Genomic DNA, 15894 nt, shown 5'->3' on the forward strand with positions numbered 1-15894 from the left:
TGAATTACCGGCTTTGTACCATGCTTACTGACTGGAGACTCTGGGCCACAGGGAGGTGAGCATGAAGTGGGCATTCATCGATTATGAGAACATCGGCAATCTGGATAAAGTGGATCTCAGTGCCTACGACCGAGTCGTGCTGCTCCTTGGCGCCAAGCAGCCCAAAGTGGATCTCGGCTCCCAGCGATACCACTCTCCCATTGAATTGACTCTGGTCCAGGTTCAGGAGGTTCAATCCAACAATCTGGACTTTCACCTGAGCTATTACCTGGGCAAGTTTGATGCTCTGGAATCCCCCAATATCGCCTTCGATGTGATCAGCAATGACAACGGCTTTACCCCTCTGGTCGCCCACATCCGCAGCAATGGACGCCAATGCAACCAGGTCCGCGTAAGCACGGCCCCGCTTAATCCAGACAAGATGCTGCAACTGCTGATCTCAATCCCCAAAAACAAGCGGCCGAAAACCATCGCCACCCTGAAAAACCACATTGCCGCTCATATGAAAATCCAGGGGAACGATGTCGCCATTCAGAATCAGTTTCAGCAACTGATCGCCGACAAGGTCATCCGGCTCTCCGGCGACAACATTCAGTACAACTGAGCCAGCCCCAGACACAACAAAGCCGCCAAAGAGGCGGCTTTGTTCGGTTTTGGCCTTCCTTAGAAGATAAAGGAAGCCAGCACCACGATCATGCCCAGAGAGCCCACAACGGCGCCCAGCGCGAATTTCAGGTTAGTGTCCATCAACATCACTCCTTAGCTCAACAACGGTTGACACCAGCTTACGCCCTGTGGTGGGTGACTCAAGTGAGCTCAATCACATCTGTTATCTGGATCACACTGATAATCTTGTTCACTTTAATCGAAAAAATCTTCAGCTGCGTAGCACCACCGCGGTGGCCAGGGCGATGAAGATCAGGGCACTGGCTCGGTCCACCCACAGGGCGTTGGACTTGAGCCAGCCCAGCAAGCCAGTGCGACCGATGCCCAAGGCGACGGCGGCATACCACAAGGCATCGATGCCGCCGGCGGTGGCCATCATCACCAACTGGTCACTCAGGGTCAGATCTTCACGGACAAACTGACTGAACAGGGCCAGGAAGAAGATCGCCAGCTTGGGGTTGAGGAAGGCCACCATAAAGCCACCACCAAAGCCCACAAACCGGCTCTTATGGGCCTTAGGCTCGTCGGCTTCCACGGCGGGTTTGGCTCTCAGGATGTTAAAGGCCATATAGAGCAGGAAGGCGGCGCCGGCGTACTGCAGCCCCTGAAACAGCCAGGGGGTCTGGCTTATCATCAGCCCAAGGCCCATGGCGGTGATCAGCGCATACAGGGCCACGCCCAGGCCGTGGCCGATGGCGGTATTGAGGCCGGTGGCGGTGCCCCTTTGCACCGTATTGTTGATCACCAGGGCCAGGCTCGGACCCGGGCTGATGGCACCCAGTACGCAGATGGTGGCCAGGGGCAGCCAGGTGGTAAAACTCATTGCTCTTTCCTATCTGAACGTCAATGACACCAGCATAATCCGCGTCAGAGATGCCACAAAGAGATATCTACTCATCACAATCATTCCAAATGCTCATGCCCATTGGCCACATAACGGCGCAGGTGCCCCTCCAGCAGCGGCTGGGCCAGTTGCCGAAACCAACGGTGGGCCGGGTCCTGATCAAACCTCTGGTGCCACAACATGCGATACCCCTGCCTGGCCAGAGTAAAGGGCAGGCGGCGAACCGTCAGGGGGACGCTTTCGGCCAGCTGTACGCCGATGTGCAGTGGAGTGGTCAACAGGGCATCGGAATGACACAAAATGCCGACGGCAGCTTGAAAGAAAGGCACTTCGGCCCAGATCTGCCTCTGCTGACCCAGGGTTGCCAGGTGACGGTCCACCGGGGTGTCTTTATCCCCTCCCCCGCTCACCAACAGGTGGCGACTGTCCAGGTACCCCTCCAGGGTCAGCTCCCCTGTCGCCAGGGGGTGATCCCGCCTCAGTAGCACCGCCAGTCCATCTTCCCCGCCGGGCCAGTGGCTCAGGCTGTCGGGCACCTCCTGTTCCTCCAGTATGGTCGAGACCAGGTCGATGGGCAGGTCCGCCAGCCGGTGCAGATGCTCCCGCTGCCACAAGCGATACTTCAAGGTCACTCCTGGGGCCTGACGCGCCACCTCGGCGGCGATAAAGGGGTAGATGAACTGGGCCACATAGTCTGAGGAGGCAAACACGAAAGTGCGCTGGCATTGGGCCGGGTCGAAGGCGGGAGGCTGATAAAAACCCTCAAGCTGTTTCAAGGTTTCAGGAAGAACCTGTTTCAGCTCCTCGGCTCGCGGGGTGAGCAGATACCGCTGACCGTCACGAATCAGCAAGGGGTCCTGAAAGTCGTCGCGCAGTTGAGCCAACGTCTTGCTGACCGCCGACTGGGTCATGTGCAGTGCCTCTCCTGCCCGGGTCAGGTTAGGGGTATGAAGCAGCACGCTCAGCACTCTGAGCTGATTGAGATTATGACGCATGAAAGGGTCCGATGCCGACATCCGAACCCCCTATATACCCCAAAAACCTTCGGTGACAAACCACCGGGTTGGCGGCGGGGTTAATCCAGTCTCTGTAACTGCATCAGGCTCATCACAGCCAGCAGGGTGAAGAATGCCGGGTCGCTCCAACCAAAACCGGAAAACACACCCAAGACGCTGGCATACAGGGTGATGGCGACTCCGAACAGGTTGGTGATCAAGATGCCGGTGAGCACCCGCTTAAGGGTGTCGGGCTGGGTCAGATCCCGCAACAACCAGGTCAACGCCGCGAGGCCGCCAAGAAAGATGCTGTTGTGCTGCGACAGAAACAGGGCATCGCCGTCGGCGATCTCCAGCCCATACAGCGGCCAGAGCTGGAGGGGTATCAGCAGTAGCGCCAGGGCAAAGAAGCCATAGACAATGCTGTGAAAGGTGAGAAATTGTTTACTGGTCATCATAGGCTCCACATTTTCCTCTGGTGAGACCACACTCGGCTGTGGCCATCAGTCCACCCGATCTTACTTGTGGTTTTTCGACAGTAAAGTGAAAAATTTTGTGGCCTGATGTCGATTTTGTAGACACCAGGCCACAGAGCCTAAGACTGGATCTAACGCTGTGTCGGTTGCTGATCGTAGCTCAACACCAGGCCGCGGCTGTCTACGTCCATCTCCATGATCAACCTGGCATCCATCTCACTGTAGGTTGCCAATTCGGCAGCGGCTTCAGGCTCGATGGCACTGAGCAACTGCATCATGGGCTCAAGGGCACGGCGATAGTCCATGACCATGGAGAACAGGCCATTGGGGTTTGCGGGCTGACTGGCCAAGTTTCGGGCCACCGCTTCCGATTTGGCCCCGGAATAGATCAGCAGGTGCTCCCCTGCCTGCTCAACGGTCATGGTCTGGGGCAGAGGTTGGCCCATCACCTGGTCCATCTGCTTCTTCTCCCCTGGGGCGACGTTGACCTCAGCCAAGGGCGGGAAAGCGGCGGCGCCTGTGGCAATGATCTTGCCTGGATCTTTGGCAGAGAAGCTCATCAGCATGTCCACGCTCTTGAGCATCTCGTTGCTCATGCCCTGCTGATCCAGAGCATAATCAAAGATGCTCAGGCTTATGCCTTGAACCCCATCGGTGAATCCAGCGAACAGGCCCAGAGTTTCCGGCGGCATCATCTTCAGTTCATCCTGGATCTCACCCAGGGCCTGACACTGATATTCCTGCTCCAGCCACTGATTGCGGATGGTGGTCAGGCTTGCCTGCAGATTGTCCGCATTGATCCCAAGGGCGGCACTGAGCAGCGGGCCATCGGCACCTTGACCCAGATCTGGCAGGAAGCCTCGCATCTGAGTCAGCGCATCGATGATCACGCCATTGTTGGACTCCACCACCATCTGACCTTCCATCGCCAACTTGCCGCTCTCCAGGCGATAGTCGTTTTCAAAGGAGGTACGAGACCAGTTACCGGCAATGGCCGACCACTCATTCAGGCACTCAGAGTTGCGGAAAGACACCACCTCGGAAGGGTTGTCGATGAGCTTGGTCAACTGACGAGCGAACTCATTGCCATCCTGGCTGAACAGCCCGGTCACCAGCTGCTTGTGGTTGATGAAACCCAGGTTGTCACTGGAGAATCCGTTGCGCTTCTTGATTTCAGCCACCTCGCCACTGTCCGCCAGGGAGTTGGCCGGCTGGGTCACGCCCAGCGCCTGTTTGATCTGCGCTTCACCGACGAAAGGCGCCCCCAGGGTCAGAGTCAGCTCGCCCTGATGATGAGCAACCCAAAGCTCAATCACCTCGCCGGTATCGTCCAGATCCAGAGGATAAACCCGCGCCTGCCTGTCACCCAGGGTGCGCACCTCATGACTCTGGCCACTTTGCTGCTCGAAGCCATCCAGGGTAGCAAACAGTTTGTCAGGATGGGCCAGACTGGATTTCAGTACCGGAATCATGCCCAGCGCATAGGTATAGCCGGTCACCTCATCCGCCAGGCCATAATCCTCGATGAACCTGTCCGGACTGGTCAGGGTTTCTGCGTAATGGATAAACCAGCTCATCAGGAAGCGGGCCGAGGGCTGAGTCACCTCCTCCAGCTCCTGCTTCATCATCGCCAGCTCCTGCTCACTCATCAGCGGAGCCGAGTACTGCTCCAGCTGCGCCCGCAATGGGAAGGGGGTCACCTGAGCCGCAAAAAAGACCGTATCCGCCGGAACCTGCGCCAAGATGCCAGAGCCACTGGTTTGAGTCTGATTGATGTAGACCCCTCCAGCTATCACGGCGGCGGCAATAACGGTCAAACCCAGTTTTTTCATCATTCTCTATCCTTGCTGTTCTGATTAACGCCATCACTCCGGCGGAATGCATTCAATTACAACAATACCTTAGCCGGATGTCACCGCCTAAATGCGACATTGGCGACTTGGCTCCTTGTGCGCACCAGATTGCAGTAAATATCACACTGTCACCCATGGCAAATGGGTTGTCACCATCGGCCAATGCCCGAAAACGCTGCCGCCGATAGACTGGCCCCATCAACTGCACAGGAGAGAATCATGAGTCAGAACATCGCCCTTATCACCGGAGCCTCCAGCGGCATCGGCACAGAACTGGCCCGTCACCATGCCCAACAGGGTGGCGACCTGGTGTTGGTGGCCCGCAGCGAATCTACCCTGAACCGACTCAAGGAGGAGTTCGAGCGAGACTATGGCATCAAGGTCTGGGTGCTGACAGAGGATCTTTCCCAACCCGGTTCGGCCCAGCGGGTGTTTGAAGCCACCGAAGCGTTGGGCATAGAGGTAGAGCTGCTGATCAACAACGCCGGCTTCGGCGGCCACGGCCGTTTCCATCAGCGCGACCTCGGCGAGGATGAAGCGATGATGCAGCTGAATATGGCCACCCTCACCTCTCTGACCCACTGCTATCTGCAGGTCATGGTGCAACGGGGTCATGGCAAAGTGCTCAACGTGGCGTCAACCGCCGCCTTTATGCCGGGCCCACTGCAGGCGGTGTACTACGCCACCAAGTCCTTCGTGCTCTCCTTCTCTCAGGCGGTGGCCAAGGAGCTGGAAGGCAGTGGCGTCACCGTAACCGCCCTGTGTCCGGGCGCGGTGGACACCGGCTTTGTCAGGCGAGGTAACCTGGAAGGGGTGGAGATCTTCGACAAAGCGGCGACGCCCGAGTCCGTGGCCTTGTGTGGATACGACGCCATGATGAAGGGCGAACTGGTTGCCATCAACGAACGTCAGCTGAGCTTCATGCTCAACTGGGTGGTGCCGCTGCTGCCTCGCAAGTGGGTACTCGCCCTCTCCCAGAGGGCGATGGAAAAAACCGCCTAGCACTGGCCAAACAGGGCCGCAAATGCGGGCCCTGAGGTATCAGCCTGACTGAGGCCGGGCCCGCTCTATGATGGCCCGACAATCGATGCCACTGGGCAGGTTGCCAAAACAGTATCCATGACTCTCCTCCAGCCGGCTGCGGCAGAAGGCGTCCACCACCACTTCATTGCCGCTGCGAATCAGCTGGGCTCCCTGGAATCCCAGGGCCAGGCGCTCCATCACTGCCCGGCCGCGATACTCCATGTCCCCCAGATCCGTCACCATAGACCCCAACCTGTCCAGATAAGCGTCGTAGAGCCGATGGCCCCCACGGGCCTGTCCCAGCTCCTCCATGAACACCTCGGCTACCGCTGGCGTCTTGGAGATGGCCCGCATCAGATCCAGGCACTGAACGTTGCCACTGCCCTCCCAGATGGAGTTGACTGGCGCTTCCCGATAGAGCCGGGGAAGGATGCTCTCCTCCACATAACCGACGCCCCCCAGACACTCCTGGGCCTCACCGATCTGACTGGTGGCCCGCTTGCAGATCCAGTATTTGCCTACGGCGGTGGTGATGCGCACCAGCAGCCGCTCCGCTTCACTGGCCTGGTTGTCCAGGGCCCGTGCCACCCGGCCGGTCATCGCCAGGGCCCCCTCCACTTCCAGACAGAGATCCGCGGCCACATTCTGCATCAAGGGCTGCTCGATAAGGCGTTTGCCAAGGACGCTGCGATGGGCAATGTGATGGGTCACCTGGGCCACCGCTTGGCGCATCAGGGCGCTGGAGCCAATCATGCAGTCGTAGCGGGTCAGAGCCACCATCTCGATGATGGTGGCCACACCGCGGCCCTCCTCCCCCAACCGCCAGGCCAAGGCATCGCGAAACTCTATCTCGGAGGAGGCGTTGGAGCGATTGCCCATCTTCTCTTTAAGGCGCTGGATCTGCAGCGCATTCTTACTGCCGTCCGGACACCATCTGGGCATCAGGAAACAGGTGAGCCCCCCTTGGGCCTGGGCCAGCACCAGGAAAGCGTCGCACATGGGCGCCGAGCAGAACCATTTGTGGCCGGTGAGGCGATACAACTCGCCATCAACCTCATCGGCGCGGCTGGTGTTGGCCCGCACATCCGTGCCCCCCTGCTTTTCGGTCATCGCCATCCCTATGGTGACCCCCTGCTTCTGCTCTATGGGGGCATTGGCCGGGTCGTAACGGCCATGAAGCAGTTTTTGCAGCCACTGACCGGCTTGGGGGCTGAGTTTTTGCAATGGAGGGACCGCGGCAAAGGTCATGGTTAATGGACAGCCGGAGCCCGCCTCCACCTGACTGTAGAGGTAACTCAGAGCCATACGCACCACGTGGGCGCCGGGTTGAGGATGGGTCCAGGGCAGTGTGGGCAGGCCAGAGTCCACCGCCAGGTCCATCAACTCATGATAGGCGGGATGAAACTCCACCAGATCGATGCGATGCCCGAAGCGATCGTGGCTGTGAAACCTGGGCGTCTGTTCGTTGGCCTGAAACCCCCGGGCAATCCACTCCCTCTGTCCGAGGATGGCACCCAGGTGTCGAACCCGTTCCTCGCCCCAACTGCCCCCTTCCCTGGCCAGCAGTTCCCTAAGCGGGGTATCGGTGTCAAACAGGTTGTGATTCTCCAGCGCCGGCGGCTGGTTAAACACCTCATGGGTGGGGGCGCCCGGCCCAGTAGGATGGTTCATCAACGGCTCTCCCTGCTCAATTGTTGAACATTTAAACTAGCGTTTAGAGCCCGCCGGGTAAAGCAAATCAGATCAGTTGGCACTGCCCCGCCCGATACACCAGCTGGGCGATGTTCCTGGCCTCCAGGAGCTCTTTGAGCACGCTGACGTGGTAATCCACCCCCCGCAGTGTCAGCCTGAGCTGGGCGGAGACCTGCTCTCTGTCCTGCCCCTGCGCCAACAGGCCGAGGATGTAGGCGGACAATGGATTGACGATGTTGTAATCCACCAGAGGATTGATGGATTTCCCAAACTCCAGGGCAATTCGAACCTGCAGCTCCTGCAACTGCCGCTGCACCATCTCTGCGGTGGCGATGAGCTGAGCCACAGACTGGCTGTCCGGCAACAGCAGGGTGAATCGCCCGCGGAACTCAGGGGAAAGCGGGCAAGGGACAGTAAAGGTCACCAGCGCCTCGACCCCAGCCTTGGACAAACGGCGACTCATCACCAACGGCAACTCGCGCATGGGCCAGAAGTAACGCTGCTGATTCCAGATCCCTTCCAGGATATGACCCAACCCCTGGTAGTGACTCATCTGCTGCTGCCACAGCTCCGCCGCGGCGCCGCTGCTGGCAAACAGGCGGCGGCGACGAACGAAGCTGCGTATCATCTTATCGCTGCTTTTGACCCTCTTACGCCACTTACCCGGGTGGTCGATGTCGTAGCAGTACCATATCCCCGCCAGGCCCAGCTGCTCATTGAGGGCGGCGAGCATCTGTTGCAGCCTGCGATGATCGCAGCCCGCCTCCTGTAGCGGTTTAGCCACTGCGCTCATGGCCGGCCTCCCCATTGGCTCTGAAGCAGAACACCCTGGAATCCCGGTCCTTGAGCCTCTGCTCAACTTCAGTCACCAGGGCCGCTGGCAACTCTCCCTCCAGCCTGACCAGCAGCCCCAACGCCTGATTGAACATTCCCAGCTGCCTCGACACCTCGACCGCCGTCATCACCTCGGTGGTACAGGAGAGATCCAGCAAACTCAGAATCTTTTCCAGGTTATGGCGCTCACGGTCACTCCAGATCACCTGTGACTCACCGCGGCGATGACGGTGGTTGGCCAGTTGCCAGAGCCTCAGCCTCACATGAAGTTGATGCTCGGAAGGCGCCTCCCCAAAGGCCTCTGCCAGGGTCCACAGCTCCTCCTCGGTCAGGGCGCGATAATCCACCCCATCGCAGCATGGAGCATCAGCCAGCTCAGGCAGCCATACCGCTCCCTGACAGTGACCACAGGCCACCACCAGAGGCTGCTCGGGCACCGAGGGACTGTCCACATAGCCGTCGCTCCACAACTGGGCCAACCGGGCGTCCACCTGCAGAAGTGCACGAAACCTCAGGGCACCGCTACAGTGGTGACAGGCAAGCCAACGCTCCGGTCCGTATCTCATTGCGCTCGCTCCGCCGTCCAGCCAAGCTGCTGTGCAAAACGGCTCAGCACACCATCGTTAACAATGGAGTCGGCCGCCCCCACGAAGAACAGCACCACCAGCGCCAAAGTGACCGCGCTGAGCAGTTGGGTGATGGGGTGAGCGTCACCCCGGGATTTCGCTCTGGACATGATTACTCCTTGGTTTGAACGACGATGGCTTGGCCGGAGCGCCGACGCTGGCTCAACCGGTTGACCCACTTGCGCCGCAGTTTCACCGACTCATTGATGGTCAGGCCCACGGGGCAGAAGTAGCGACACCAGAAATCCGGTACGAAACAGGCACCGAACAGGGAAAGCGGCAGGATGTACCACTGCAAGCCAACCCCCTCCAGGGCAAACATCATCGAGAAAGGCTCATAAGCCCCCATGGAGGGATGACGGGACAGGAAGATCAGCATCAAAGAGGCCCAGATCATCCCCAGAACCAGACTGCGACCATGCTTGTTCAGCCACCTGGGTGCCTTCATATTGATGCCGGTGATCTTATGCAGCAGCGATTGCACCGCGGCATAGGGACACAGCTTGTTGCAGTAGAGGTTTCGACCCATCAACACCACACCCAGCACTATGGTGCCCATCAAGATCCACCAGATAGGGTGCTGCTTGATGCTGGGCAGGTAGCCAAGCAGTATGCTGCCCAGGCTGCCGATGCTGATGGAAGCGTTGGTGTAGAACCCCACAAACAGCAGGGAAACCAGGGGAAGCGCCGTTTTCAGCCAGCTCATCGGCTTGCTTCGCCCACCGGCGCTGACCGCCACGGCCCCCAGAGCCAGCAGCAGCATGCCCGCTTCCTCCCATCCGAACACCCAAGGGTCCGGAGTCCAGCTGGGTTCCAGCCCCAGATGTTTTACCGCGCCCAGATGCAGAGATCCTCGCAGCGCCTGACTGACGCCCCGGGCTGTGACTGTGGCGCCGGAAAAGGAATCGATGTCCGTGTCGAGCAGAAAGTCATCGGTGACACTGGCACCGGCGAACTGACGGAAGAACTGCTTCTTGACCAGCCGTTCGACATAGGGAGGGGTCTCCCTATGATCGATCAGGTGGACGCCGTGAACCCGCGCGCCCTCCTCGGTGCGGCTGGCGGTCACCGCCACCTGCAGTGGGCCGCCGTAGCCCTGCCCCTCTCCGAGGATCACCACCTGAGGTTGATCCTGTTGGCGATTGACCCACTCGAGGACCACCGGACCGCCTTTGTTATCCGCCTGCTCCACCAACTGGGCGCCGGGAAAGCTCTTGGCCAGCAGCGCCGGATAGTCGGGTTGATTACCCAGTTGGCCCACCACGAACGCCAGGGCCAGACTCAACCAGGCTGTCAGGCGTATCAGGGAGGTGGGGATCTGTTGTCTCTTACTCATAATTCGCTCTGAGAGAAAGGGCCGTGCCCGAGGATGATGGGCACGGCCAATAACTGAGGCTTACAGGCGTGCACCCTTGGGGGCGTATTTGCGCCAGATGAAGGCCATCAGCAGCAGCCCGGGCATGCAGAACGCCGCCAGACCCAGGGCACCGGATTGAGGGACATTCTCGATAAAGGAGCTGCCCGCCCAGCCGATGCCGAACAGAAACATCAGGCCTCCGGTGATCATCCCTACCCAGGCAACAACCGGCAGCTGCGCCTTAACCGACAGGTAGGCCATCCCCTGCACCCCCAGGGTGAACAGGATCCCCATGATGAAAAACTCGATTAATTCCATGTTGTCCTCCTTATGAGCGGCCGACGGCGCCAAATACGTTGCGGTTGGTGGGGTTCACTCGCATCCCTTCACCTGTGTTCCAGAACTTGGCCACCTTGGTGGGGTCCTGAGTGGCGCCATAGCCGAAGGCGGGGTGCATCTCCGACATCACCCCGTGGAGGGTGGAGGGCACGAAGGGGTTGGCGGCCACGATCATCCAGTGGTGCCAGAAGTCCGGCTCGTTGAAGGTACAAGCCGCATTGCAGGCCGCGCAGTCGCCGTCGCTCTCCATCCAGTAATCGAAACAGCGCTTGGAATCGACGTGGAACTTCTTGATCCCTTCATGGTTGTTCCAGTTGTAGCCCGGCTGCTCCGAGTGCTCTCCGACGAAGGTGAAGGTGGTGTCCTCGTCCATGGGCAGAGCCTTGGAGGGACAGGCCTCAGCGCACTTTTTGCAGGTTTTGCAGAAGTCTTCGATACCCCAGGTACGCGGCTGATCGTGCTCGACAAACTCAAAGTCGGTGTACACCTTGCAAAGGCGAATGCGAGGGCCATAGCCGGGGACAATCAGCTGGCCGTTACGGGCGCCCTCACCCATGCCTGCGGCGATGCCGTAAGCGACAGAGTTGCCCAGGTCATTGCCGGAGGCCACGGCGTGATAACCCAGACCCCGGATAAACTTGGCCATCTGCGACGCCAGGGTCGCCATCTTGGTGTAGCCGTCGCCAACCGTACCACCGGACGTAAAGGTCGGTGCCGTGGCCAGGTTGTCGTAATCCATGGGCACCGCCATGACGATCACCGTCTTGGGCTCAAACGGAAAGTCCTTCTCCCAGGAGAGCTGCTTCTCGACCGGCTTGAACTCTTCCAGGGCGGCCATCATCGCCTTACCCATCTCCTGAGGGTCGGTGATCTTGCTGACGCCGCGACGATCCATCTCGGCGAACATCTCCACCGTGGGGCCGGCATGGTAGATAGGATCGTAATCCCAGCGCTTGTCCCGCTTGGCGATGCCGCAACGGGCCGCACCGAACAGCCGTGCGGCACTGCGGATGGCGTTGGCGGCCTGTTGCTTGGAGGCGAACTCATACTGCTCGTGCTCGACATCAGACTGATCCCAGGAGAACCAGGTGGTGTCCGGCACGCCCATGGCCCCCAGACGCAGATCCCACTTGTGAGGTGGGCACCATGCCGCATGGGACAGGGAACGGTCGAGCTGGGTAAAGCCCGGCCGGGAGTTGTCGTGTCCCTTCTGCTCAAAGCGCGGCACCTGCAACTGGAAGTTGTAGTTTGGATTGTCCTTGACCAGCCGGCCGAACTGTTCGTTACGCTCCGGGTGGCGCATCATCAGGAAGGGGCTGCCGGCATAGGACCACATGTGGCTTTCGCCGGGAAAGGGTTTGAAATCATCGGCCAGAATGGGCCACTGATCGTTTATCTTACCTTCAATGGACGCCCGTCCGGCACCGTAGGCACCCAGGCCCGCGGCGAGTACGGCGCCTCCACCAATGGCGGCACGTTTAAATAACTTACGTCGCTCAGGGTTTTCCAACAAACCCTCATGATCCTTAGAGGACCGGGAATTTTCCTGGTTTCTGTTTTCAGTCATGGTTTTTCTCATATTCCAGGCCGAAATAAATCCGTTAAAAAAGATGCGTGAATTATTTCGGACGTGTCAGCTTCAAACCAATAATAGTGAAGACAACCCGACTCAAATAGACCATGCCGAACAACTCAGTATTTCACTATTGATAATTACATAAGAGTAAATCCCGTAAAAACCCTTTCGTAAAAAGGGGTTAGCCGCTCCAGCCCGACTCCCTTGCCAGGCCAATGAGTTGTCAATTCTGGGATACGGCTAACACTTTGCCGTAAAATCCAATATCAACAATAGTTTGCACACTAGAGCAAAGACAAAACTCATTCCATCACCGCCCTCATTATCAAAATGCTTTTGCTGGCGGAACGCCTCTACGCCCCAAGGGCTGTTATCAAAAGTGGAATAGAGTTTTTTGTTGATGAAAATAGTGAGATCAACAAATTGAAATTAATTTGTTCACTCTCACGAAATTGCCGAAAACTCATACCATTAATAAAACCGGCAGAGATATAGTCCGCTGCAAATAATTACACCAACAAAAAACAATCCTTAAATATATAAGGGGGATATATGAATTATCGGCTCAGCACTATTGCGGTAATGATAATGGCAACCACTTCACTGTCTGCGCAAGCCAGTGGCATCCTGCGTGACGACACCGCATCCGCCTATCTGGGCAGCGCAGGTGCCGGACGAGCCACCGACACCAGCGCCGGTGCCGCCTTCAACAACCCGGCAGGCCTGGCCTATCTGCAGCAGCGTGAGGTTCAGGGCACACTGCTGCTGATTGAGGACAGCTTCACCTTCCATGACCAGGGCTCAACCGGCACCAACCCGGACTATGAACACAGACGCAAGAGCACCGACTATGGCGTGGGACTCAGCGGCGGCGGCTCCCTGTTTTATGGTCAGCCTTTAGGTGAGGACTGGGGCTTCGGACTGGCCCTGGCTTCCCCGGCCGGGGGCGCCACCGACTTTGGTGACAACTGGGTGGGATCCAACTTCATCGAATCGGTGGAGGTAATGATCGGCGTCGCTCAGGCCTCTTTGGGCTACCGCATCAATGATCAATGGTCAGTGGGAGCCAGTCTGGGCGTCAGTTACATGAGTTGGGAGCTGACCCTGGATCCCTTCCCCGACGCCGAAGAAACCCTGAAGCTGGACGACACCGAGCTGGCCTGGGCCCTGGGCCTGCTTTACCGCCCCTGGCAACACACCAGCCTGGGGCTGCGTTACGTGGCCGGCGTCGAGCACCAGCTTCGGGGCGACACCGCCATGTCCACCCCTATGGGACCGGTGCACGATAAAGCCACCCAGCAATTTAATCTGGCGGACCTGGTGACCTTGAGCGTGGAGCACAAGCTCACACCGGCTCTCAGCCTGCTGGCAGACATCGAGTGGGCCCAGTGGTCTGATATGGACCGAAGCCTGATTGAACACGACAATGGTCCCACCATCCTGGTGCCCCGCAACTGGCAGGACGCCTGGAGCGGCGCCCTGGGTGTCCATTATCAGGTCTCCCCTACGCTGACGCTAAAAACCGGCATCGCCTACGACGAGTCCGCCATGTCCAAGGCCAACCATAAGCTGGACCCACCGGTGGACCGGCAAATCGCTTACGCCGCTGGCCTGAGCTGGGCCCTGACCCCCAGCACTCAGCTGGACCTCAGCTACCAGTACCTGGATCTGGGCGACATCGAAGTGAATCAGGCCATCGAAGGATTTGACCCAGTCGCCGGTCAACCCTTCAGCCAGACGGTATCCGGGCACTCAGAAGCCCATGTGCATATCCTGAGCCTGGGGCTGGCACACAGGTTCTAAAGGCAAGACACAGTTCCCCCCGGCACCGAACCGATGCTGGGGGAAACTGCAATAATGGCCCGAGAAATCTGCTCCAACCCTTGGGCAGCGTTTCATCCACTGATACCCTTTGTGTCATTAACCAACTACTTCTGAGTTGTCCCTCTATGCATCAAGTGACTCTCGATGACATTCGCCTGGTAAACCAGATTGCCCGCCTGGGCAGCTTTGCCCGAGCCGCCGACTCCCTCTCCCTGCCCAGACCCAGCGTTACCCGCAGGGTCAAACAGCTGGAAGCCCACCTGGGCGTCACCCTGTTTCAGCGCTCCACCCGTCAGTTGTCCCTGACCCAAGAGGGAGAAGCCTTCCTGGAACACAGCCTCAACATCGAGCAGCACTGGCAAACCGCCACCGAGCAGATGAAGAGCGCCAGCGGCGAGCCTGTAGGCCGACTCAGGGTCAGTGCCCTGGGCCTGTTCAACCGGGTCATTGCCGGCCCGGTACTGTCCCGCTTCGTCAAAACCTACCCGGGCATCGATCTGGAGCTCAAGTCCACCTGGTCACCGCCAGATGCCACCAAGTTCGATGTGGATCTGATGTTCAACACCAAGCCCCTGGAGGACAAGAGCTTCATCAATGAGCCCCTCTCCCTGACCCAGAGGGACTTCTACGCCAGTCGCGACTACCTGGAGCGAAAGGGGGTCCCTGACAGCATCACCGAGTTGGCCGACCACGATCTGGTGGTACTCAACTACACCGATTTCAAGGATGGAGACTGGCTTTGGCAAGATGGAGAGCAGCAGAAGACCCTGCAGGTCAAAAGCAACCTGATGCTGGATGAGGCGGAAGCCGCCCTGCAGATGACCCTGTTGGGTCACGGCATCTGCTGGTTACCGGATTTCTGCTGCGAGAAGTACCTGGAAAGCGGCGAGATGGTGCGCCTGTTTGAGGGCCGCCATGCCACTCCTGGCCCCCTGTGGGCCATCTACCCCAGAACCCCCTTTGAAAACCAGCGACTGAGGTTGTTTATCGAGATGGCCAGGGACAGTCAACTGCTGGGCAAGCCTGCCCCGGCCCAGATGTGATCACAGGAAGCTAGAGATCTCCTCAAGGGACTTCTTGTGGGTCGCATGAAGGGGGATGGTGGCCCCCTCAGCCGGGTAGCCCGCCACAATCAGCATATAGGGGCGCTCATTGTCACCACGACCACACACCTTGGAGAGGAAGCTCATCGGCTTAGGGGTGTGGGTCAGGGTCGCCAGGCCGCTGGTGTGCAGCGCATTGAGCAGAAATCCGGTGGCGATGCCCACCGACTCATGCACATAGTAGTTGGTGGTCTCCCCATCATCGTGCATCCCGCCCCGCTTCTTGCTGAATACCGCAATCAGCCAGGGAGCGATCTCCAGATAGGGTTTGTTGGCATCGGTGCCCAGAGGTTTTAAGGCTTTAAGCCACTCCTCCCCTGCTCGCTTCTCGTCATAGAACCCCCGCTCCTGAAGCTCTGCATGCTCTCGAATCTGCTTTTTCACCTCGTCAGAGCTGATGGCCACAAAGTGCCAGGGCTGGTGGTTGGCACCGCTGGGGGCGCTGCCAGCGGCCAGCAGGCAATTCTCAATCACCTCCTGGGGAACAGCACGATTCGAGAAACTGCGAATGGAGTGGCGCCTGCGCAGGTGTGCCAGATGCTCGGAGGAACGCTGAACCATCTCATCAGCGTCATATTCGACAAAGTCATCGAGGGGAATACGGTCGTGGGGCTGCATGCACTCACTCCTTGTGAAAGCTCAATAGACTAATGCTAACACCTGGATCGGAATGAACAAGTTTCGTG

Annotated in this window: 17 protein-coding genes; 4 read left to right on the forward strand and 13 right to left on the reverse strand. The window is 58.7% G+C overall.

Annotation, left to right across the window (positions count from 1 at the left end; genetic code table 11):
- The first annotated feature begins 61 nt into the window (after positions 1 to 61).
- Positions 62 to 604 carry a PIN domain-containing protein gene (locus QUE41_RS12490; protein WP_286339360.1) on the forward strand — a complete coding sequence of 181 codons (543 nt, stop codon included), beginning with the start codon at positions 62 to 64 and terminating at the stop codon, positions 602 to 604.
- A gap of 59 nt (positions 605 to 663) precedes the next feature.
- Here the strand turns inward: QUE41_RS12490 and cydH are convergent, their stop codons facing one another.
- The 5 genes from cydH to QUE41_RS12515 all read right to left on the reverse strand — a co-directional run bounded on the left by cydH (position 664) and on the right by QUE41_RS12515 (position 4816).
- A complete protein-coding gene (cydH, locus tag QUE41_RS12495; protein WP_136853662.1) occupies positions 664 to 753 on the reverse strand; it encodes a cytochrome bd-I oxidase subunit CydH in 90 nt (29 codons plus the stop codon).
- A gap of 124 nt (positions 754 to 877) precedes the next feature.
- Positions 878 to 1489, reverse strand: a complete 612-nt coding sequence (locus QUE41_RS12500) for a LysE family translocator (protein WP_286339361.1) — start codon at positions 1487 to 1489, stop codon at positions 878 to 880.
- An 80-nt stretch (positions 1490 to 1569) separates the two neighbouring features.
- The gene (locus QUE41_RS12505; RefSeq protein WP_286339362.1) at positions 1570 to 2505 is read right to left on the reverse strand and encodes a LysR family transcriptional regulator; all 936 of its coding nucleotides are present in this window, start codon (positions 2503 to 2505) and stop codon (positions 1570 to 1572) included.
- Between the two features lie 80 nt (positions 2506 to 2585).
- Entirely contained in the window at positions 2586 to 2960 is a 375-nt protein-coding gene (locus tag QUE41_RS12510) for a hypothetical protein (protein WP_286339363.1), read from the reverse strand.
- A 152-nt stretch (positions 2961 to 3112) separates the two neighbouring features.
- Positions 3113 to 4816, reverse strand: a complete 1704-nt coding sequence (locus tag QUE41_RS12515; protein WP_286339364.1) for a hypothetical protein — start codon at positions 4814 to 4816, stop codon at positions 3113 to 3115.
- A 237-nt stretch (positions 4817 to 5053) separates the two neighbouring features.
- Here QUE41_RS12515 and QUE41_RS12520 point away from each other — a divergent pair, with 237 nt between their 5' ends.
- Complete coding sequence (locus QUE41_RS12520) at positions 5054 to 5836, forward strand: SDR family NAD(P)-dependent oxidoreductase (protein WP_286339365.1); 783 nt, start codon at positions 5054 to 5056, stop codon at positions 5834 to 5836.
- Positions 5837 to 5875: 39 nt separating this feature from the next.
- Here QUE41_RS12520 and QUE41_RS12525 read toward each other — a convergent pair whose 3' ends face one another.
- The 7 genes from QUE41_RS12525 to QUE41_RS12555 all read right to left on the reverse strand — a co-directional run bounded on the left by QUE41_RS12525 (position 5876) and on the right by QUE41_RS12555 (position 12218).
- Positions 5876 to 7528 (reverse strand): isovaleryl-CoA dehydrogenase, encoded by a 1653-nt coding sequence (locus QUE41_RS12525; RefSeq protein WP_286339366.1) that lies wholly within the window; start codon positions 7526 to 7528, stop codon positions 5876 to 5878.
- Positions 7529 to 7595: 67 nt separating this feature from the next.
- Positions 7596 to 8342: a LuxR C-terminal-related transcriptional regulator gene (locus QUE41_RS12530; RefSeq protein WP_286339367.1), complete on the reverse strand. Its 747-nt coding sequence runs from the start codon at positions 8340 to 8342 to the stop codon at positions 7596 to 7598.
- Positions 8326 to 8949: a hypothetical protein gene (locus QUE41_RS12535; RefSeq protein WP_286339368.1), complete on the reverse strand. Its 624-nt coding sequence runs from the start codon at positions 8947 to 8949 to the stop codon at positions 8326 to 8328. The genes QUE41_RS12530 and QUE41_RS12535 overlap by 17 nt, the downstream gene beginning before the upstream one ends.
- Positions 8946 to 9119 (reverse strand): hypothetical protein, encoded by a 174-nt coding sequence (locus QUE41_RS12540; protein ID WP_286339369.1) that lies wholly within the window; start codon positions 9117 to 9119, stop codon positions 8946 to 8948. The genes QUE41_RS12535 and QUE41_RS12540 overlap by 4 nt, the downstream gene beginning before the upstream one ends.
- 2 nt (positions 9120 to 9121) lie before the next feature.
- Positions 9122 to 10345 (reverse strand): FMN-binding protein, encoded by a 1224-nt coding sequence (locus QUE41_RS12545; protein ID WP_286339370.1) that lies wholly within the window; start codon positions 10343 to 10345, stop codon positions 9122 to 9124.
- A 60-nt stretch (positions 10346 to 10405) separates the two neighbouring features.
- A complete protein-coding gene (locus QUE41_RS12550; RefSeq protein ID WP_286339371.1) occupies positions 10406 to 10684 on the reverse strand; it encodes a VcrB family reductive dehalogenase putative membrane anchor in 279 nt (92 codons plus the stop codon).
- A 10-nt stretch (positions 10685 to 10694) separates the two neighbouring features.
- Positions 10695 to 12218, reverse strand: coding sequence for a reductive dehalogenase (locus QUE41_RS12555; RefSeq protein ID WP_286339372.1), 1524 nt, complete (start codon positions 12216 to 12218; stop codon positions 10695 to 10697).
- Between the two features lie 651 nt (positions 12219 to 12869).
- On the opposite strand from QUE41_RS12555, the gene QUE41_RS12560 reads away from it, so the two are divergent.
- On the forward strand, positions 12870 to 14084 hold the full coding sequence (locus tag QUE41_RS12560; RefSeq protein ID WP_286339373.1) for an OmpP1/FadL family transporter: 1215 nt from the start codon (positions 12870 to 12872) through the stop codon (positions 14082 to 14084).
- 146 nt (positions 14085 to 14230) lie between these two features.
- Positions 14231 to 15148: a LysR family transcriptional regulator gene (locus tag QUE41_RS12565; protein WP_286339374.1), complete on the forward strand. Its 918-nt coding sequence runs from the start codon at positions 14231 to 14233 to the stop codon at positions 15146 to 15148.
- Here the strand turns inward: QUE41_RS12565 and QUE41_RS12570 are convergent, their stop codons facing one another.
- Positions 15149 to 15826 (reverse strand): nitroreductase family protein, encoded by a 678-nt coding sequence (locus tag QUE41_RS12570; protein WP_286339375.1) that lies wholly within the window; start codon positions 15824 to 15826, stop codon positions 15149 to 15151. It lies immediately after the preceding gene.
- Positions 15827 to 15894: the final 68 nt, after the last annotated feature.

This window comes from Ferrimonas sp. YFM (assembly GCF_030296015.1).
Lineage (GTDB): Bacteria > Pseudomonadota > Gammaproteobacteria > Enterobacterales > Shewanellaceae > Ferrimonas.